The organism is Halorubrum sodomense (genome assembly GCF_900111935.1).
Classification (GTDB): domain Archaea; phylum Halobacteriota; class Halobacteria; order Halobacteriales; family Haloferacaceae; genus Halorubrum; species Halorubrum sodomense.
This window is the reverse complement of record NZ_FOYN01000003.1, coordinates 176,196-193,254: the sequence shown is the minus strand read 5'-3', so window position 1 is coordinate 193,254 and position 17,059 is coordinate 176,196. Positions and strand designations below refer to the sequence as shown.

At 70.5% G+C, this 17,059-nt stretch carries 18 protein-coding genes; 8 read left to right on the top strand and 10 right to left on the bottom strand.

Features of this window, described 5'->3' with window-relative positions; genetic code table 11:
• Positions 1-8: 8 nt before the first annotated feature.
• Positions 9-764 carry a DUF2064 domain-containing protein gene (locus BM286_RS10390; RefSeq protein WP_092921785.1) on the bottom strand — a complete coding sequence of 252 codons (756 nt, stop codon included), beginning with the start codon at positions 762-764 and terminating at the stop codon, positions 9-11.
• A 102-nt stretch (positions 765-866) separates the two neighbouring features.
• The gene (idi, locus tag BM286_RS10385; protein WP_092921783.1) at positions 867-1,481 is read right to left on the bottom strand and encodes an isopentenyl-diphosphate Delta-isomerase; all 615 of its coding nucleotides are present in this window, start codon (positions 1,479-1,481) and stop codon (positions 867-869) included.
• 214 nt (positions 1,482-1,695) lie between these two features.
• Here idi and BM286_RS10380 point away from each other — a divergent pair, with 214 nt between their 5' ends.
• On the top strand, positions 1,696-3,111 hold the full coding sequence (locus tag BM286_RS10380; protein WP_092921781.1) for an ATP-binding protein: 1,416 nt from the start codon (positions 1,696-1,698) through the stop codon (positions 3,109-3,111).
• Between the two features lie 60 nt (positions 3,112-3,171).
• Here BM286_RS10380 and BM286_RS10375 read toward each other — a convergent pair whose 3' ends face one another.
• Complete coding sequence (locus BM286_RS10375; RefSeq protein ID WP_092921779.1) at positions 3,172-3,747, bottom strand: class I SAM-dependent methyltransferase; 576 nt, start codon at positions 3,745-3,747, stop codon at positions 3,172-3,174.
• Between the two features lie 70 nt (positions 3,748-3,817).
• On the opposite strand from BM286_RS10375, the gene BM286_RS10370 reads away from it, so the two are divergent.
• Positions 3,818-4,447 (top strand): GNAT family N-acetyltransferase, encoded by a 630-nt coding sequence (locus tag BM286_RS10370; protein WP_092921777.1) that lies wholly within the window; start codon positions 3,818-3,820, stop codon positions 4,445-4,447.
• On the opposite strand, the gene BM286_RS10365 is transcribed toward BM286_RS10370, so the two are convergent.
• Genes BM286_RS10365 through BM286_RS10355 form a run of 3 tightly spaced genes read right to left on the bottom strand, consistent with a single transcriptional unit; the run spans position 4,444 to position 6,656 of the window.
• Complete coding sequence (locus BM286_RS10365) at positions 4,444-4,956, bottom strand: TspO/MBR family protein (RefSeq protein ID WP_092921775.1); 513 nt, start codon at positions 4,954-4,956, stop codon at positions 4,444-4,446. The two genes, BM286_RS10370 and BM286_RS10365, sit on opposite strands and share 4 nt — an antisense overlap.
• Positions 4,957-4,991: 35 nt before the next feature.
• Positions 4,992-6,008, bottom strand: coding sequence for an AI-2E family transporter (locus tag BM286_RS10360; RefSeq protein WP_092921774.1), 1,017 nt, complete (start codon positions 6,006-6,008; stop codon positions 4,992-4,994).
• Between the two features lie 51 nt (positions 6,009-6,059).
• The gene (locus BM286_RS10355) at positions 6,060-6,656 is read right to left on the bottom strand and encodes a DUF6149 family protein (protein WP_092921772.1); all 597 of its coding nucleotides are present in this window, start codon (positions 6,654-6,656) and stop codon (positions 6,060-6,062) included.
• Between the two features lie 152 nt (positions 6,657-6,808).
• Here BM286_RS10355 and BM286_RS10350 point away from each other — a divergent pair, with 152 nt between their 5' ends.
• From BM286_RS10350 to BM286_RS10325, 6 genes are all read left to right on the top strand, one after another.
• Positions 6,809-7,387, top strand: a complete 579-nt coding sequence (locus tag BM286_RS10350; protein ID WP_092921770.1) for a DUF1684 domain-containing protein — start codon at positions 6,809-6,811, stop codon at positions 7,385-7,387.
• A gap of 444 nt (positions 7,388-7,831) precedes the next feature.
• Entirely contained in the window at positions 7,832-9,070 is a 1,239-nt protein-coding gene (locus BM286_RS10345; protein ID WP_092921767.1) for an NAD(P)/FAD-dependent oxidoreductase, read from the top strand.
• A gap of 105 nt (positions 9,071-9,175) precedes the next feature.
• Positions 9,176-11,371, top strand: a complete 2,196-nt coding sequence (locus tag BM286_RS10340; RefSeq protein WP_092921765.1) for a PAS domain S-box protein — start codon at positions 9,176-9,178, stop codon at positions 11,369-11,371.
• Positions 11,372-11,461: 90 nt separating this feature from the next.
• The gene (locus tag BM286_RS10335) at positions 11,462-11,677 is read left to right on the top strand and encodes a hypothetical protein (protein ID WP_092921763.1); all 216 of its coding nucleotides are present in this window, start codon (positions 11,462-11,464) and stop codon (positions 11,675-11,677) included.
• Positions 11,678-11,778: 101 nt separating this feature from the next.
• Positions 11,779-12,195, top strand: a complete 417-nt coding sequence (locus tag BM286_RS10330) for a DUF7124 domain-containing protein (RefSeq protein ID WP_092921761.1) — start codon at positions 11,779-11,781, stop codon at positions 12,193-12,195.
• A 67-nt stretch (positions 12,196-12,262) separates the two neighbouring features.
• The gene (locus BM286_RS10325; protein ID WP_092921759.1) at positions 12,263-13,009 is read left to right on the top strand and encodes a MogA/MoaB family molybdenum cofactor biosynthesis protein; all 747 of its coding nucleotides are present in this window, start codon (positions 12,263-12,265) and stop codon (positions 13,007-13,009) included.
• A gap of 12 nt (positions 13,010-13,021) precedes the next feature.
• On the opposite strand, the gene trpG is transcribed toward BM286_RS10325, so the two are convergent.
• Genes trpG through trpD form a run of 4 tightly spaced genes read right to left on the bottom strand, consistent with a single transcriptional unit; the run spans position 13,022 to position 16,987 of the window.
• Positions 13,022-13,615: an anthranilate synthase component II gene (gene trpG, locus BM286_RS10320; protein ID WP_092921757.1), complete on the bottom strand. Its 594-nt coding sequence runs from the start codon at positions 13,613-13,615 to the stop codon at positions 13,022-13,024.
• Complete coding sequence (trpE, locus tag BM286_RS10315; RefSeq protein WP_092921755.1) at positions 13,612-15,312, bottom strand: anthranilate synthase component I; 1,701 nt, start codon at positions 15,310-15,312, stop codon at positions 13,612-13,614. The genes trpG and trpE overlap by 4 nt, the downstream gene beginning before the upstream one ends.
• On the bottom strand, positions 15,309-15,953 hold the full coding sequence (locus BM286_RS10310; protein WP_092921753.1) for a phosphoribosylanthranilate isomerase: 645 nt from the start codon (positions 15,951-15,953) through the stop codon (positions 15,309-15,311). The genes trpE and BM286_RS10310 overlap by 4 nt, the downstream gene beginning before the upstream one ends.
• On the bottom strand, positions 15,953-16,987 hold the full coding sequence (trpD, locus tag BM286_RS10305) for an anthranilate phosphoribosyltransferase (protein WP_092921751.1): 1,035 nt from the start codon (positions 16,985-16,987) through the stop codon (positions 15,953-15,955). Before trpD ends, BM286_RS10310 begins: the two co-directional genes overlap by 1 nt.
• Between the last annotated feature and the right edge of the window lie 72 nt (positions 16,988-17,059).

Sequence of the window (17,059 nt, the reverse complement as noted above, 5' to 3'; positions counted from 1 at the left end):
CGGGGTCGTCAGTCCCGGACCAATCGCTGCTCGCCGTCTTCGACGACCACGTCGAGCCCGTGTTCGTGGACGAACGCGGCCGTGTAGTCGGGCACCACGCGCTCCGCGGCGAACCGCGCCCGGAGGTTCGGCACCACGTCGAACAGGTCCTCGCCGGTCTCCAGCGAGGGCGACGGCTCCACGAAGTCGACGGAGCGGTCCGCGTCGCGGCCGCGCTCCGCGAGCGTCGGCAGCGCCGGCGCCGCGAACGCGCCGTCGAAGTCGATCGGTTCGGTGAAGCCCGCGTAGTACGCCCGGCCGTTCGACGAGGGCCCGAGGACGACCTCGGTCGTCCGCAGCTTCATCGCAGCCGAGTCGACGACGGTCCGCGAGAGCAGCGGCGCGGTCGGGGTGACGACCGCGACGGAGTCGGCGCCCTCCTCGCGCAGCAGGTGCGTGACGGTGTTCCCGGCGCGCGCGCCGAACGAGGAGCCGACCTGCCGCTCGAAGCGGACCTCGTCGGTGCCGCCGAGGGTGTCCGCGACGAGCGTTCGAAGCTCCGCCTCCGGGCTCGTCTCGGTCCGGTGCTCCGCGGGGAGGTCGTCCTCGTCGGGGTAGTTGACGAGGAGCTCGCCGCCCGAGCGGTCGACCGCGAGGACGGCGTCGCGGAACCCCGCCTCGTAGAGGTCGGCCGCCTCGGCGGGCGACAGCGGCGTCGACTCTGCGATCGCGGTTCCGACGAGCCCCTCGCGGGGCGGGTTCGCCAGCAGGGCGACGACGGTCATATCGGACCGCGGCGCGGGAGCGCCTTCAAGTCGCCGTTTCGGTCCGAGCGGGGAGCGTCGGGGGAGCGGATCCCTTCGGCCGTGACGCGCGGACCCGGCCGATCAGGAGAAGTCGCGCCGCATCGCGATCTCGAACCACGGGCAGAGGCGGAGCTGCCGGTACAGCGCGGGGTTCTCGTGAAGGTGTTCGTAGTCGGCCCACAGCATGCCGCCTATCTCGTCGTCGTCCGGGTCGAGCGCGGTGTCGTTGAGCGTGACCTTCAGCACCGCGCACACCTCCCACTCGACGCCCTCGTTGGGGTAGTAGCGCTTGTACTCGAACTTGTCCGTCACCCGGAGGTCGTCGTACTGGTCGGGCGAGATGCCGAGCTCCTCCGCCAGTCGCTGTTCGGTAGCCGCCTCCTGCGACTGTCCCTCCACGGGGTGAGAGGCGACCGTACCGTCCCAGTGACCGTCCCACAGGCGCTTGGTCGGCGCGCGCTGGGCCAGCAGGATCCGCCCGTCCCGATCGAAGACGAGGCAGGTGAACGCGCGGTGACGGATCCCGTCGCCGGTGTGCGCGTCGAGTCGGTTCACCGTGCCCTGCGCCGCGTCGTCGGGGTCGACCGCGATGACGTCCTGAAGCGCGTTCTCGTGGTCGGTCTCGCTCGCGCCGCCGGTCTCGCTCGCGTCGTCGCCGGCGGGGTCCCCCGGCGTGGTCGCGTCGTCGGAACTCATGCGCGGTACGTCACAGACCAGGGCTAATAAGGGTTCGATACGGCGTCCGGTCCCCCGCACCCGCCGTCCGCCTCCGCTCTGGTTCGCCCACCGCCCGTACGCTCCGGCAGATCCCTCTCCCGCCGGCGCTTCCGCCCGTCTCCCGCCGGCGCTTCGACCGTTTCCCGCCGGCGCTTCGACGCTCTTAACCGCGTCCCGGCGCTACTAGCCGCGGATGAGTGACCCGGCGCTCGACGTCGTCGAGTTCGTGTTGACGACGCACTTCTACACGCAGGACCGCGACCTCGACGAGAACGACCTGCCCCCCCGCTTTCGGCAGGTGTTCTGGTCGGCCGACGCCGCCGACGACGCCCCCGGCGGCGTGGAGCGACCGCTGAAGGCGACGGACGAGACCACCCGCACCGCCACCGGCGTCGAGCGGCCGTGGGAGGCGGTCTCCGACCTCCTTTTCACCCAACGGACGGAGTTCTCCGGCGAGATCTCGCTGACGCAGCCGGCGATGGGGCTGGAGTGGTACCGCGACCGCGCGGACGACGAGCGCGTCGCCGGGAACCCGACGATCGTCGCCGCGATGGAGGCCGCCGAGGACCTCGACGCGCCGGTGACCCGCGAGGAAGCCAGGGACGACGTGCGGCCGGTCCAGGCCGACCGCGTCTGGATCGACGCGCTGCTCGCGGAGTACTTCGACGAGGACGAGGACGGAGAGATGCTCGACCTCGTCAACGTCCGCGCCCCCGAGGAGATCGAGACGACGCTGGCCGACCTCGTGTTGACCGGCGACCAGGAGGGCGAGATCCAGAAGATCGTCAAGGCGATCGAACACCGCGAGTACCTCGCGGAGATCGGCCTCCGCGAGATCGGCAAGCTGCTGTTCGTCGGCCCGCCGGGCACCGGAAAGACGACCGTCTCGCGCGCGCTCGCCCACGAGCTCGGGCTCCCGTTCGTGGAGGTGAAGCTCTCGATGATCACGAGCCAGTACCTCGGCGAGACGTCGAAGAACGTCGAGAAGAGCTTCGAGGTCGCCAAGCGGCTCTCGCCGTGCATCCTCTTCATCGACGAGTTCGACTCGGTCGCGAAGACCCGCCGCTCAGACGAGCACGCCGCCCTGAAGCGCGCCGTCAACACGCTCCTGAAATCGATCGACGAGGTGTCGCTGGTTCGCGACGAGGTGCTCCTCATCGGCGCGACGAACCATCCGGACCAGCTCGACGCCGCCGCGTGGCGCCGGTTCGACGAGATCGTCAACTTCCCCAAGCCGGACCGCGACATGCGCGCGGACATCCTCCGCGTGGTGACCAAGGAGATGAAGATCGCCGACTTCGACCCCGAGGAGGTGGCCGACCGGACCGGCGGGCTCACCGGTTCCGACCTCCGGATGGTGCTCCGCGAGGCCGTCCTCGGCGCGCTCACCGAAGACCGGATGACGATCACGCAGGCGGACGTGATGTCGGCGGTCGAGGACTTCGAGGAGCGAGATAACCTCAAGAACATGGACATGATCGACGGGGAGGGAGCCGAGGTGCTCGGCGAGACGAGCTCCGGCGAACAGGAGCACACCCGCGACGAGTCCGGCGACGGGGAGGGGTCGCACGACCACGACCACGCCGCGCACGGCGCCTCGCACGACTGAGCCGGGACGACGAGGATCGCGCGGCGACCGAGCGACCCGGACCGACCTTCTCGCGACGGCTCAGCGCCGAACGCCCACGACCGTGTAGCCGAAGCCGCGGTCGACGGTCCGCGGGTCGAGGCCGGCGTCGCCCATCGCGGCCGCGAGGTCCGACGGCGTCCGGAACCGCGAGTCCATCCCGATCGCGTGTTCGCCGGCGACGAGCAGCCGGCCGATCGGGTGGTCGGGGTCGAACTCGCGGACGACGAGCGCGCCGCCGGGGGCGAGCACGCGCGCCGCCTCCGCGAGCGCGGCGTCCTGGTCGGGCAGGTGGTGGAGCGCGTCGACGATCGTCACCGCGTCGACGCTCGCGTCCCGGAACGGGAGCCGTCCCGCGTCGGCCGCGAGTCCCGCGAGCCCGCGGCCGCGACGCGCACGCGAGAGCATCTCGACCGAAGCGTCGACGACCGTGATGTCCGGGCCGGTGAGCGCGGCCGCCGCGCGCCCCGAGCCGCCGCCGACGTCGAGGAGCCGTTCGATCGGCCGCGCGGCGTGGTCGAGGCCGGCCGCCAGCGCCTCGCCGTCCGCCGGCGGCATCGCGAGGTCGTACAGCGGCGCTACCCGGTCGAAGAAGTCCACGTCACCGACTCCGTACATGGGCGAGACGAGCGCCGCGGGGGACAAAGAGCCACCGCCCTATTTACCTTCTCGCCGCCGTACGGCGCCCATGGAGTACGCGCTCGTGTGTCCGCCCGACGAGGGGGAGACCCTCCGCCTCGACTACCGGGCGTTCGCGTACGCCGGGAAGTTTGTCGTCGGCGCGCCGGGGAAGTCGGTGATCCGGACGCCGGACGGGCGCCCGGCCGCGCCCGACTGGGAGCCGGACGAGCCGCTGCCGGACACGGTCGACCCCGATGCGTTCGACGACGACGTGGTCGCGGCCGTCTCCTTCTCGCCCGACCGCACCGACGCCGCCTGCTGTCGGCTGCGGTACGTCACGGTCCACGCCGCGCGGCGCGGCGAGGGGATCGGCCCGCGGCTGATCGGCGAGACCGTCGCCGACCTGGCGGTCGCCGGCTTCGAACGCGTGAAGATCGCCGTGAACAACCCGTTCGCGTACGAGGCGTGCCACAAGTGCGGCTTCGCGTACACCGGTGAACGCACGGGAATCGCCGAACTGGAGCTGGAGCGACCGGCCGCGGCGCCCGCGGAGGTCGACCCCGAGCGGTACCGCGAGGGGCTGTCGGCGTTCCGCGAGACCGACGGGGAACTGACGCCGGCGGAGCGCCGGTTCGTCGCCGAGCGACTGGAGCGCGGGCCCCCCGAACTCGACCGAACCCCGCCCGACGGGCGCTAATTGAGCGTCCAGATGGCGTAGTTGAGCGCGGTCGCGAAGCAGACCCACACGAGGTAGGGGAGCAGTAGCGCCGCCGCGCGGCGGTCGACGCGGTCGAAGGCCCGGATCGTCGCGACGACCAACGGGAGGAGGACGACGAGGACGGCGAGTCCGAGGTCGGGGCGTTCGAGCCCCCAGAACACCGGCGACCACGCGACGTTGACGGCGAGTTGGACGCCGAACAGCGCGAGCGCGGTCCGGACGCGTCCCGCCGTCGCCGCGCCGTCGCGCCCGGCGAGGTAGACGAGCGCGGCCGCGGCGCCGCACAGCGCGTACAGCACCGGCCAGACGACACCGAACGCCCAGCCCGGCGGGTAGAAGGCCGGGAGTTCCAGCGCCGCGAACCAGGCGCTCTGGGTTGTCGTGAAGGGGACGCCGAGCACGCCGATCAGGTTGACCGCGACCGCCGCGGCGGCGATGCGGAGGGCGTCGCGTCGGTCCGGGAGTCGGGAGGTCGCGGTCGTCGCCATGGGCGCTCTCGACCGCGCACGGGCTTAAATCCCGCTCAGATCGCGTCGTAGTCCTCGCGGAACGTCTCCAGCGTGGCCGCGAGCACGCCGATCACGATCGGGCCGACGAAGAGGCCGGTGAACCCGACGGAGTAGATGCCGCCGAACACGCCGAGCAGGATGATGGCCGGGTTCAGGTGGGCCTGCTGGTCGATGACGAGCGGCCGAGCGTAGTTGTCGACCATCGCGATCACCGCGACGCCGTACGCCGCGAGGAAGATCCCGGCCGTCACCTGGTCGACGATCACGAGGTACGCGGCCGCCGGCCCCCACACGAAGAAGGCGCCGATGAGGGGCAACAGCGCCAGCACCGCCATCACGAACGTCCAGAACACCACGTTCGGGATGCCCGCCGCCCAGAGGCCGAGCCCGGCGACCAACGCCTGGAGGAGCGCCACCGAGATGTGGCCGATGACGACGCCCCGGGTCATCACGTGGGTGCGGTCGACGAGGTCGGCGGTGACGTCGGGCGGCAGCGGGCTCGAGTCACGGATCCACTTGACGAACGCCGGGCCGTCGATAAGGGTGTAGTACACCAGGAACAGCGCGAGCGACAGCCCCACGGACGCGCGGATCGCCGTGTTCAACACCCCGCTGAACCCGCCGAACAGCGTCTGGACGAGCAGTTCGCCGACGGTCTGAAGGAGCTCACCGATCTCCGGGTCCTGCCCGGTGAGCGCGGCGATCTCCGCCTCGATCGCCGCGACGTCTATCGCGGTCTCCCCCGCGGCGATGGCGGTGAGGTCCCGGACGAACACCCACGAGATGTACGCGAGCGGTAAGATTACGGCGACGATGGCGGAGAGGATGAGGGTCAGCGCCGACAGCATCTCTCCGAACCGCTCCGAGACCCGCGTCCGGAGCCAGCGGGTGAGCCGCCGGTGGAACGGGTAGAGGACGAACGCGAGGATCGCCGAGGCGATCACGTACTCGACGAACGGGAGGATGACGAAGAGGGTCAACAGCGCGACCGACCCCATGAGGAGGAGCAGGAACGATTGCCCGCGGTTCATGGACCACCGTGTCTCCGACACGATATAAACGTGCCCGGAGGGCGACCGCGCTCAGGCGCTCGCCTCGTCCTCGTCGAGACCGGGCGCGGTCGCGGCGTCGACCTCGTCCGGCTCCTCCGTGTCGCCCCCGACGACCGTCTCCCCGTCGTCGGTCTCGACGTACACGTCGTCCGCGAAGCCGGCCAGCGCGTTCTCGTACTCGGGCTCGTCGAGCCTCGCCGGGGTCGCCGGCGCCTCGACGACGCCGCCGGGCGGCCGGAACTCGCCCAGCGGGTCGTCGATGGTGATCCCGTACTCCGAGAAGAACGACTCGTACCGGCGGTAGTGGGCCTCTAACTCGTCGCCCGGGATCTCCATCATCTCCGTCCAGCCGTGGTTGAAGAAGTCGAAGTTCGCCTGGACGTGGGTGATCTCGCGGGCCTCGGCCTCCGGGAACCCGGCCTCCAAGGCGGCGACGTACGCGTCCATCGTCGCGTCGAAGAAGCTGTCGAGGTGGTCGCGGCGCTCTTCCCGCCGGTCTTCGTCGGCCTTGTTGAGGAAGATGCTCGTGTGGAGGTCGACGAGCTTGTCGTTGGCGACGTCGCCGACGACCGGCGTGGTCAACGCCTTCTTGGCGGCCCAGTGGCGGATGTTCTGCCGGATTTTCATACGTCCGGTTGGGCCGGGACGCTCTTGAATCTGTGGCGTCGCGACCGCGGCGCCCGTCCACACTCCCGTCAGCGACTGGGCGCGCGGCCGTGTGTGCGCCCGGTCCCGCCGCGGAACTGTTATTGCGCCCAGGGGACAAGATTGCGGTAGACATGGAGTCTGACGAGGGCGACGAGGACTGGGCGGCGCAGGTGGAGGCACAGCGGGAGGCGAAGACGAAACGGTTCCGCGAGTCGGCGCGGTCGCCGCTGCCGGTCTCGATGCGGGGCGACGCGTTCCCGGGGCTGGCCTACTTCGACCCGGACCCGGCGTACCGGTTCCGCCTCCCGCTTCACGAGCACGACGAAAAGGAGACCGTGACCGTCGAGACGACCGCCGACGGCGAGCAGACGTACCGCCGCTGGGGCGAGTTCCGCTTCGAGGTCGGCGGGGAGTCGGTGACCCTTCAGGCGTATCGGCCGGCCGACGGCGCCGACCGCTTCTGGGTGCCGTTCCGCGACGCGACCAGCGGCGAGGCCACGTACGGCGCGGGGCGGTACCTCGATCTGGAGCCCGACCGCGACCGCGTCGACGGCGAGTGGGTGGTGGACTTCAACCTCGCGTACAATCCGACGTGCGCGTACAACCACGCGTACGAGTGCCCGCTCGTCCCGACGGAGAACTGGCTCGACGTCGCGATCGAGGCGGGCGAGAAGGATTTCCCCGCGGAACCGGCGGGCGCGGACCAGTAACCGACCTCACCCTACTTCGCTCGCCCCGAGGGGTTCGCTCGTTGAGGGTGGGACTTTGATGCGGTCCTCGCCGTCAGTTGGCGCGACGGGGCGTTTTATGCGCCCCGCCTACCGAACGCCCTTCGGGGTCGGCGAACTCACCATCTTGGGCCGGGCTACTACGGCCCGTACTGCGCGGGACTTGTGCCAGCACAGCACTGATTGGCAGTACGATGGAGTGTAACTTAACGGTTGCTCAGTAGCATGTCGGTTTTCTCTCCGGTCTACTCGCTCCCTTCGGTCGCTCCTTGAGGCCGGAGGCTCCACCTCGAAGTATGCTGAAACGGATCGCGGTACCACCGCGAACGGCGCCTTCGTTCGCGTTTTCGCGGGTCGTGTCGCCCGTTCTCACGCCCCCGGACGCGGATGACAACCCACATTAACCATGAATCCGAACGGCCGGCTATGAGCGATTCGTACGTGATCATCGGTGACGGTATCGCGGGCGCGTCCGCGGCCGAAACGCTCCGCGAGGAAGCGCCCGACGCCGAGATCACGGTTCTCACTGACGAGGGTGAGTCCCTCTACAACCGGATTCTGATCAAGGAGTACGCGAAGGGGAAGCTCCCCGAGGCCCCGATCTCGATCCATCAGGAAGACTGGTACGACGACCACGACGTGGACCTCCGCCTCAACACGGTCGTCGTCGACATCGACGTCGAGAACGACGCGGTTCACACCCACGACGGGGAGACGTTCGAGTACGACTCCCTCCTGCTCGCGATCGGGGGCACGCCTCAGCAGCTCCCGGTCGAGAACGCCGACGCCGACGGGATCCACCACTTCTGGACGTTCCAGGACGCCCGTAACATCAAGGAGAGCGTGGAGGGCGCGGAGACGGGCGTCATCGTCGGCGCCGGCCTGCTCGGGATCGACTTCGCGGCCATCTGCGGCGCGCAGGACGTCGAGGCGAAGTATCTGATGCGCGGCGACAACTGGTGGCGCTACGCGCTCTCCGAGGAGGGCGCGGAGATCATGCACGAGGCGATGCGCGAGCGCGGCGTCGAGCCCGTCTTCGGATCCGGCGTGGACCACTTCGAGGTCGACGACGACGGCCGCGTCGAGGCCGCGGTCGACCCGAACGGCGAGCGCCACGAGTGCGACTTCGCGGGCGTCGCCATCGGGCTGAACTTCAACACCGAGCTCGTCGAGGACACGCCGCTGGCGCTCGACGACGGCATCGTCGTCGACGAGTTCATGCGCACCGACATCGACAACGTGTTCGCCGCGGGCGACATCACCACGTTCAACGACCTCATCCTGGGCGAGCGGGCGAAGAACGGCTCGTGGGGCTCGGCCAAAGAGCAGGGAACGATCGCCGCCCGCAACATGGTCGAATACGGCAGCGAGGCGTTCGAGTGGGTCTCCTCGTACTCGATCACCCACTTCGACTTCCCCTTCCTCTCGTTCGGCCATCCGACGCTCGGCGAGGACTCGGTGGAGGCGACCACCGCCGACGGCGAGTGGCGCCGCGTCGCGCTGAAGGACGGCAAGGTCGTCGGCGGCGTGCTCATCGGCGACCTCTCGCCGCAGTCGGCGTTCAAACAGCTGATGCGCGAGGGTCGCGACGTCAGCGACCAGACGGACGCCCTCATGGAGCCCGGGTTCTCGGTAGACGATCTGGCGGCCCCGACCGAGCAGTAGCCAACCGACCCCCGCCCCGTCTCGACGAACACCGATCGCGGCGACGGATTCGCGGCCAGCGACGTGCCACGGTGCTTTTCACCGTCGACGCGCTATCTCGTTTATATGTCACCCGGATCGCAAGGGCCTCCGGCCGGCTTCTTCGCCTCCTTCGTCGAGGGGTGTTCCGATCCGGTCGTCTCCGTCGACCGGGAGGGGACGGTCGTCTACGCGAACCCCGCCACCGAGGCGGTTCTCGGGTACGATCCGGCCGGCCTTCGCGGCCGCGACCTCGCCTCCCTCGTGGCCTCGGAGGCCGCGGACGGACGCGCCCGATCGGTCCGCGAGCGGTTCGCGCGGGTCGAGGGGCTCGACGACCGCGGGAGCTTCTCCGTTCCGGTCCGACACGCGGCCGGGCACACCGTGACCTTCTCCGTCCGATTCCACGAACACGCGACGGGAGACGAGCGCGGAGGCGACGGAAGCGGCGGCGTCCCCGACGGGGCGACCGGCGACCGCGACGCCGTCTACACGGGGATATTTCGCGACGGCGTCGACGAAGCCGGCGGAGAGACGCTGGAGACGTTCCGCAACCTCGTCGAACACGCCGGCCACGCCATCTACATCACCGACGTCGACGGGACGATCGAGTACGTCAACCCGGCGTTCACCGATCATACTGGCTACGAGTCCGAGGAGGTCCTCGGCGAGACCCCGGCGATACTCAACTCCGGCGAGATGCCGGACGAGTACTTCGACGCGCTGTGGTCAACCCTGCTGGACGGCGAGGTGTGGGAGGAGGAGATAATCGACCGACGGCGAGACGGCGAGCCGTACCGCGCCCACCAGACGATCGCGCCCGTGGTCGGCGACGACGGCGAGGTGTCCCGGTTCGTCGCGATCCAGACGGACGTCACGGCGCGGAAGGCGGCGATGGGCCAGCTGAAACAGTACCGGGACATCGTCGAGCGGCTCGACGACCCCGTCCTCCTCCAGAACCGCGACGGGGAGTTCGAGCTGTTGAACGAGGCCGTAAGCGAGTTCGCTGGCGTCGACCGCGAGGCGCTGTACGGGACCGACGAGTTCGCGTTCATGGACGCGGAGACGGCGGGCGAGGTCGACGAGCGCCGCCAGAGCGTGCTCGACGCCGAGGAGATGGCCGAGTACGAGGTCTCACCGACGTTTCCGGAGACCGATCGGGAGGCGACGTTCAGCACGCAGCGGTACCCCTACTACGACGCCGACGGCGACCTCGCCGGCACCTTCGCCATCTGTCGGAACGTCACCGACCGCAAGGAGCGCGAACGGGAGTTGGAGCGGTACGAGCGCGCGATCAACGGCGCGACGGACCTCATCGCGGCGGTCGACCGCGACGGGCGGCTCCTGTTCGCGAACCCGCAGTACCGCGAGTACCACGGGCTCGAGGACCGCGACGTGACGGACCTGACGCTCGCCGACGTGGTCCCGGCCGACGGCTACGAGGACGTCGAGCGACAGGTGGAGCGCGCGCTCCGGGGCGAGTCGGTGGAGTACCGGACGACGCGGACGCACCCGACCCGCGGCAGGCGGACGTTCGACGTTCGGTACTACCCGCTCGGAGGCCCCGACGACGGCGAGCCCGCCGGGGTCGTCGGCGTGCTTCGGGACGTGACGGACAGCGAGAACCGCGCGCGACAGCTTCGGGTCGTCGACCGGGTCCTCCAGCACAACCTCCGGAACGCGCTGACGGTCGTCCGCGGGCGAGCGGAGCAGATCGCCGCCGGGACCGCAGACCCCGCGGCAGCGGCCGAGTACGTCGTCTCGCGGGCGGACGACCTCTTGGAAACGAGCGAGAAGGCCCACCACATCACCGAGATACTGAGCGACGCGCCGGAGACGGAGCCGGTCGACGTCGGACGTGTGGTCCGAGAGGTAGTCGCCGCGCGGGCCGAGGAATTCCCGGACGCGACGATCGAGGGGTCGGCGCCGGATGACGGGGTCGCGACGGCGTCGGCGACGACGTGGCTCTCGCGGGCGGTAGACGAGCTGATCCGGAACGCGGTCATTCATCACGACCGAGAGCAGCCGACGGTGACGGTGTCCGTCGAACCGCGACCCGAGTCGGTCGAGATACGGATCGCGGACGACGGACCGGGACTGAACCAGATGAACCGAGACGTGCTCGTCGACGGCACGGCGGTCGACGCGCTATACCACGGCAGCGGGCTCGGCCTGTGGCTCGTCTACTGGGTCGTCCAGCAGTCCGGTGGCGACGCCGCGGTCGCGGACGCGGAGCCCCGCGGTACCGTGGTCTCGCTCACTCTCCCCAAGGCCGACGACTGAGCCGCGGGCGGGGCGCTCGCGGACCGGGGAGGGCACTCGGCCGACGCTCGTCGCGAAACGTTTATGATCAATCATGGTATATGGTACCACATGTCACTTAGAGACACCGGGCGACGGGTACGGCTCCGCCGCACCGGTCGGATCCCGTCCGACGCGGGGGTCCGTCACTACGACGAGCTGAGCGACGACGAGCAGGGCGTCGTGCGGGAGTTGGCGGGCGAGCCGTGGACGGCGCCGGAGATCGGTGAGCTCGACGACGGCGACGTGGTGAAGTTCACCGACTACTACCTGATCCGGTCGCGCTGAGGGGGTCGGACGTGGTGACGGCGCTCGGATCTCAGTGAGCGGTTGAGGCGTCGCCCCCGCGGAAGCGAAGTTGTTTTCGCCGGTCGGGGGCAAGCGGGCGCATGGACAGCGGCGGATCCACCGACATGACGCTGGCGTTCGAGTTGGACGCGCTGAAAGCGCTCGCGGACCCCAACGCGGTGTTCAACAACGCCCGGCAGTGGACCGAGTACGTCGGCGTCGTCAGCGAGAAGCCGACGTACGTCGTCACGAACTTCACGCGGAAACACCGCGTGCGTCAGGACTTCTTCTCTGGCCCGCGAGGCGTCGAGGAGAGCTTGGAGAACATCAGCCAACAGTTCGACACGGACCGACACGTCTTCGTGGGCGTCGACGAGGAGGACGAGGCGGTCGCGGACGCGACCGGCTGGGAGTTCCTCCACGTCGAAGACGCCGCGGAGGCCGCGGGGTGGACGCTCGCGACCGGCGAGGCGGCGGCCGAACCGGCCGAGGAGCAGTCCCGCGACGACTGGCCCTAACTCGGCGGCCGCGATCTCGGCTCCCTCGACCGGGAGGTGTTTTGACGGGGCGACCGAACGCGGAGTCATGACCGACCGCGACGACGCCAGCGACGAGGACCGTCACGGCCACGACCACGGGGACCGTCACGGCCACGACCACGGGGACCGTCACGACCACGGCCACGGGGACCGTCACGACCACGACCACGGGGACCATCACGACCACGACGTCGACTCGGTCGGGGTCGCGGTCGTCACCGTCTCCACGTCGCGCAGCGCGGACGAGGACCCGGCCGGCGACTACGTCGCGGCCGCCTTCGAGGACGCGGGGCACGAGGTCGTCGTCCGCGAGCTGATCCCGGACGACTACGACAGCGTTCAGGGGACCGTCGACAGACTCGCTCGCCGGAAAGACACCGACGCGGTGGTGACGGCCGGCGGCACGGGCGTCACGCCGGACGACGTCACGCCGGAGGCGGTACGCGGGCTGTTCGCGAAGCGGCTCCCGGGGTTCGGCGAGCTGTTCCGCCGGCTCTCCCACGAGGAGATCGGCACGCGGACCATCGGCTCGCGCGCGACCGCCGGCGTCGTCTCCGCGACTCCGGTCTTCTGTCTCCCCGGCTCGGAGAACGCGGTCCGGCTCGGGGTCGACGAGGTGATCCTCCCCGAGGTCGGCCACCTCGTCGGACTCGCCGGGCGGGGAGTCGACGAGAAGGGCGAGAAAGCGGAACCCGACGAGGAAACGGGGTCCGGAGGGGAGACTGAACCCGAGGGTGGAGCGGAAGCCGACCCGAAATCGGGCGAGGAGCCGTCCGAGAGCGACGACGCCTGACGCGGGCGCGCCTCAGACGCCGGTGAGGAAGTTCCGGATGAGGTCGTGGCCCGACGCGGTCAACACGCTCTCCGGATGGAACTGGACCGCCTCGATCGGGTGATCTCGGTGCCGGATCCCCATCACGATCGAGTCGCCGTCGTGGTCGGTGGTGGCCGTCACTGCGAACGCGTCCGGCACCTCGGTGGCCGCGAGCGAGTGGTAGCGGCCGGCCCGGAACCCCTGGTCGAGCCCGCGAAACACGCCCTCCCCGTCGTGGTCGACGGGGAACGCCTTGCCGTGGATCGGCTCGGGGGCGTGGCCGACCGTCCCGCCGTACTCGTACACCGCCGCCTCCAGCCCGAGACAGACCCCGAGCGTCGGCACCGTCGGAGAGAGGTCGCGCAGCACCGAGGTCGTCACGCCCACGTCGCGGTCGTTTTTCGGGTGGCCCGGGCCCGGACTGATGATCACCGCGTCCGGTTCCGCTCCCTCGATTTCCGCGAGCGACGCGGTGTTTTTGAACACCTCGACGCCGACCGGCTCGCCGCCGATCGACTGGTCGGAGACGTACTCGACGAGGTTGTAGGTGAACGAGTCGAAGTTGTCGACGACGGCGACCTTCATCGGTCCGCCTCCGAGCCGGTGGCGAGTGGTTCCGCGTCGGTCTCGCCGTCGGTCCGGAGTCCGTCGACCGCGTCGCCTTCCCTCTCTTCCACCGCGTTCCCCTCGCGGATCTCGTCGATCGCAGTCAACACGCCGTCCATCTTCTGTTCGGTCTCCTCGTACTCGGCCGCCGGGTCGGAGTCCGCGACGAGGCCGGCGCCGGCGCGCACGCCCACGACCGACTCGTCGTTCGACTCGTCGAGCGTCGCGGTCCGGATCACGATCGCGAAGTCGGCGTCGCCGGTCCACGCGTAGTAGCCGACGCCGCCGCCGTACGCCTCTCGCGGGGTCGTCTCGAGGTCGTCGATGATCTCCATCGCGCGCACCTTCGGCGCGCCGGTGAGCGTCCCGGCGGGGAACGTCGCGCGGGTCGCGTCGAACGCGTCCGCGTCCGCGGCGAGCGTCCCCGTCACCGTCGACTCGATGTGCTGGACGTGGCTGTACTTCAGCACGTTCATGAACTCCTCGACGCGGACGGAGCCGGGCTCCGAGACGCGCCGCACGTCGTTGCGCGCGAGGTCGACGAGCATCGTGTGCTCGGCGCGCTCCTTCCCGTCCGCCAGCATCTCGCCCGCGAGCCGACGGTCCTCGACCGGGCTGGTCCCGCGCGGACAGGTGCCCGCGATCGGGTTCGAGACGACCCGGTCGCCTTTCACCGACACGAGCGTCTCGGGGCTGGCGCCGACGACGCTCCGCTCGTCGTGACGCAGCACGTACATGTACGGCGAGGGGTTCACGTCCCGGAGCGCCGCGTAGAGGCCGAGCGAGTCGACCTCGCCGCGGAGCTCGCGGCTGCGCGAGACCACGCCCTGATAGATGTCGCCGTCGAGAACGTGGCGCTTGGCCGTTCGAACCGCCTCCTCGTACTCCTCGCGCGGGTCCGCGGATTCCTCGGTTACCTGGATCCCGCCCGGGTCCGGCGGTCCGGCCTCCCGCAGTTCGGTCGCGACGCGCTCGGCCTCCGCGAGCAGGTCGTCGTACACCGCTCCCGGGTCGTCGTCGACGCCGATAACCGGGGTAAAGACGAGTTCGACGCTGTCCTCCTTCTCGTCGAAGACGACGGTCCGGGTCGTGAGCGCGAACTCGGCGTCCGGGAACTCGGTCTCCGGGCGGTCGACGCCGACCTCCTCCAGCCAGAGGTCGTAGACGGCCTCGTACGCGAGGAAGCCGACGAAGCCCCCCGAGAGGATCTGGCGGTCGGTGTCGGGGAACCCGCGCAGGCGCACGTCGGGGAACGCCGCCCGTATGCGGTCGACCGCGTCGCCCGCGTCGGGGCCGAGGTCCCCGGCGGTCGCGTCCCCGCCCGCGTCCCCGCCGACGAACTCGGCCGCGGGCCCGAGTTCGGTCACCTCGGTGCGGTCCGGGTGGACCGAGACGATCGCCTCGGGGTCGTAGCCGACGAACGAGTAGCGGGCGTGCCTGTCGGCCTTCGAGCCGGCCGTGAACGCGCCGTCTGGGTCGCTGGAGGCGACCTTCTCGCCGGACTCCAAGAGGAACCCGTACGGGCCCTCACCGACCAGGGTCGCGTACGCCGCGAGCGGGGACACGTCGGCGTCGATCGAGGCCGACGCCCGGACCACGACCGGCTTCTCCGCGTCGGCCGCGAGGTCGACGAACGCCGCTTTCGAGCGGTCGAGAGAGGGGCCCGCGTCGGTCATACCAGCTCCATCTCCCGCCCCGCGTTCGCGACGAAGCGGGCCACCGCGTTGTGGTCCTTCCGCCCGCCCTCGATCTCGACGCCGGAGGCGACGTCGACCGCGAAGGGGTCCGCGACGCGGACCGCTTCCGCGACCGTGTCGGCCGTGAGCCCGCCGGCCAGCACGACTGGCGTGGTGAGCCGGGCGGCGAGTTCGCCGGTCGCGCGCCAGTCGTGCGTCTCGCCGGTGCCGCCCGCGCCCGCGTCGTCGGTGGAGTCGACGACCAGGGCGTCGACCGCGCCGTCGAACTCCTCGGCCCGGGCCGGATCGTCGGCGTCGACCGTGAGCAGCACCTTGCGCTCCGTCTCCGCGCGGACGTACCGCAGTTCGTCGACGGTCCACTCGCCGTGAAGCTGGATCGCGTCGGGGGCGACCGTCCGGACGAGCTCGACCGCGCGCTCGGCGGAGTCGGGCATCGTCACGAGCGTCGCGGTGACGAACGGGGGGACGTCCGCGAGCAGCTCGGCGGCCGTCGCCGGGTCGACCTCGCGCGGCGAGTCGACCGGCACCTCGGTGATGACGCCGACGCCGTCGGCGCCCGCCTCGACCGCGGCGCGGAGGTCGGCCCCGCGGGTGATCCCGCAGATCTTCACCCGCGCCATCAGTCGTCGTCCTCCGGGGGGACTTCCGCGGCCGATCCCCCGCACAGCGCCGCGAACTTCTCCGCGGCCGCGCCGGAGTCGACCGCCTCGGCCGCCCGCTCGACGCCCGCCGCGAGCGAGTCGGCCTCGCCGGCGACGTAGATCGCGGCGCCCGCGTTCGCCAGGATCAGGTCGCGCTTCGGCCCGGTGACGGACCCGTCGACGATCCCGCGCAGGTCGGCGGCGTTCTCCTCCGGCGTCCCGCCCGCGACCGCCTCGACGGGCGCGCGGTCGAGTCCCAGGTCCTCGGGCGCGATCGTGAACTCCGTCACGTCATCGCCGTCGACCTCGGCGGCGACCGTCTCCGAGTGGATCCCGATCTCGTCCATCCCGGCCCCGTGGACGACGAGGGCGCGCTCGACGGGCATGTGCGCGAGCGACCGCGCGATGACGGGGACGAGGTCGGGGTCGTACACGCCGAGCACCTGCGCGTCGGCGCCCGCGGGGTTGGTGAGCGGCCCGAGGACGTTGAATATCGTCCGGATTCCGAGTTCCTTTCGCGGGCCGATGACGGCCTTCATCGCCGGGTGGAAGACGGGCGCGAGCATGAAACCGATCCCGTCCTCCTCGATCGCCGCCTCGACGGCCGGGGGTTCGGCCTCGACGTCGGCGCCCGCGACCTCCAGCACGTCCGCGCTGCCCGACGAGGAGGAGACCGAGTAGTTGCCGTGCTTGGCGATCGGCACCCCGGCGCCCGCGGCGACGATGGCCGCGGTCGTCGAGACGTTGATCGTGTCGTAGTCGTCGCCGCCGGTGCCGCAGGTGTCGACGAGCGGCTCGCGGTCGGGCTCGATCGTGCGCGCCGCGTCGCGCATCCCCTGCGCGAAGCCCGCGATCTCCGCCTCCGTTTCACCCTTCGTGCGGAGCGCGGCCAGCAGCGCACCGATCTGGGCCTCCGTCGCCTCCTCGAAGACCAGTCGCGCGGCCTCGCGCGCCTCCCCTACGGTCAGATCGTCCCCGTCCGTCACGCGCTCGACCGTGTCGTTGAGATTCATTGTGTCCACCGATGTAGTATTCCGCGTTGTGATGTACAAGTATGTACACTAATTTAACGCTGTCGCCAGCAT

Coding starts and splice junctions, on each gene's coding strand:
- BM286_RS10390 (WP_092921785.1), bottom strand. CDS start 764: ATGACCGTCGTCGCCCTGCTGGCGAACCCGCCCCGCGAGGGGCTCGTC.
- idi (WP_092921783.1), bottom strand. CDS start 1,481: ATGAGTTCCGACGACGCGACCACGCCGGGGGACCCCGCCGGCGACGAC.
- BM286_RS10380 (WP_092921781.1), top strand. CDS start 1,696: ATGAGTGACCCGGCGCTCGACGTCGTCGAGTTCGTGTTGACGACGCAC.
- BM286_RS10375 (WP_092921779.1), bottom strand. CDS start 3,747: ATGTACGGAGTCGGTGACGTGGACTTCTTCGACCGGGTAGCGCCGCTG.
- BM286_RS10370 (WP_092921777.1), top strand. CDS start 3,818: ATGGAGTACGCGCTCGTGTGTCCGCCCGACGAGGGGGAGACCCTCCGC.
- BM286_RS10365 (WP_092921775.1), bottom strand. CDS start 4,956: ATGGCGACGACCGCGACCTCCCGACTCCCGGACCGACGCGACGCCCTC.
- BM286_RS10360 (WP_092921774.1), bottom strand. CDS start 6,008: ATGAACCGCGGGCAATCGTTCCTGCTCCTCCTCATGGGGTCGGTCGCG.
- BM286_RS10355 (WP_092921772.1), bottom strand. CDS start 6,656: ATGAAAATCCGGCAGAACATCCGCCACTGGGCCGCCAAGAAGGCGTTG.
- BM286_RS10350 (WP_092921770.1), top strand. CDS start 6,809: ATGGAGTCTGACGAGGGCGACGAGGACTGGGCGGCGCAGGTGGAGGCA.
- BM286_RS10345 (WP_092921767.1), top strand. CDS start 7,832: ATGAGCGATTCGTACGTGATCATCGGTGACGGTATCGCGGGCGCGTCC.
- BM286_RS10340 (WP_092921765.1), top strand. CDS start 9,176: ATGTCACCCGGATCGCAAGGGCCTCCGGCCGGCTTCTTCGCCTCCTTC.
- BM286_RS10335 (WP_092921763.1), top strand. CDS start 11,462: ATGTCACTTAGAGACACCGGGCGACGGGTACGGCTCCGCCGCACCGGT.
- BM286_RS10330 (WP_092921761.1), top strand. CDS start 11,779: ATGGACAGCGGCGGATCCACCGACATGACGCTGGCGTTCGAGTTGGAC.
- BM286_RS10325 (WP_092921759.1), top strand. CDS start 12,263: ATGACCGACCGCGACGACGCCAGCGACGAGGACCGTCACGGCCACGAC.
- trpG (WP_092921757.1), bottom strand. CDS start 13,615: ATGAAGGTCGCCGTCGTCGACAACTTCGACTCGTTCACCTACAACCTC.
- trpE (WP_092921755.1), bottom strand. CDS start 15,312: ATGACCGACGCGGGCCCCTCTCTCGACCGCTCGAAAGCGGCGTTCGTC.
- BM286_RS10310 (WP_092921753.1), bottom strand. CDS start 15,953: ATGGCGCGGGTGAAGATCTGCGGGATCACCCGCGGGGCCGACCTCCGC.
- trpD (WP_092921751.1), bottom strand. CDS start 16,987: ATGAATCTCAACGACACGGTCGAGCGCGTGACGGACGGGGACGATCTG.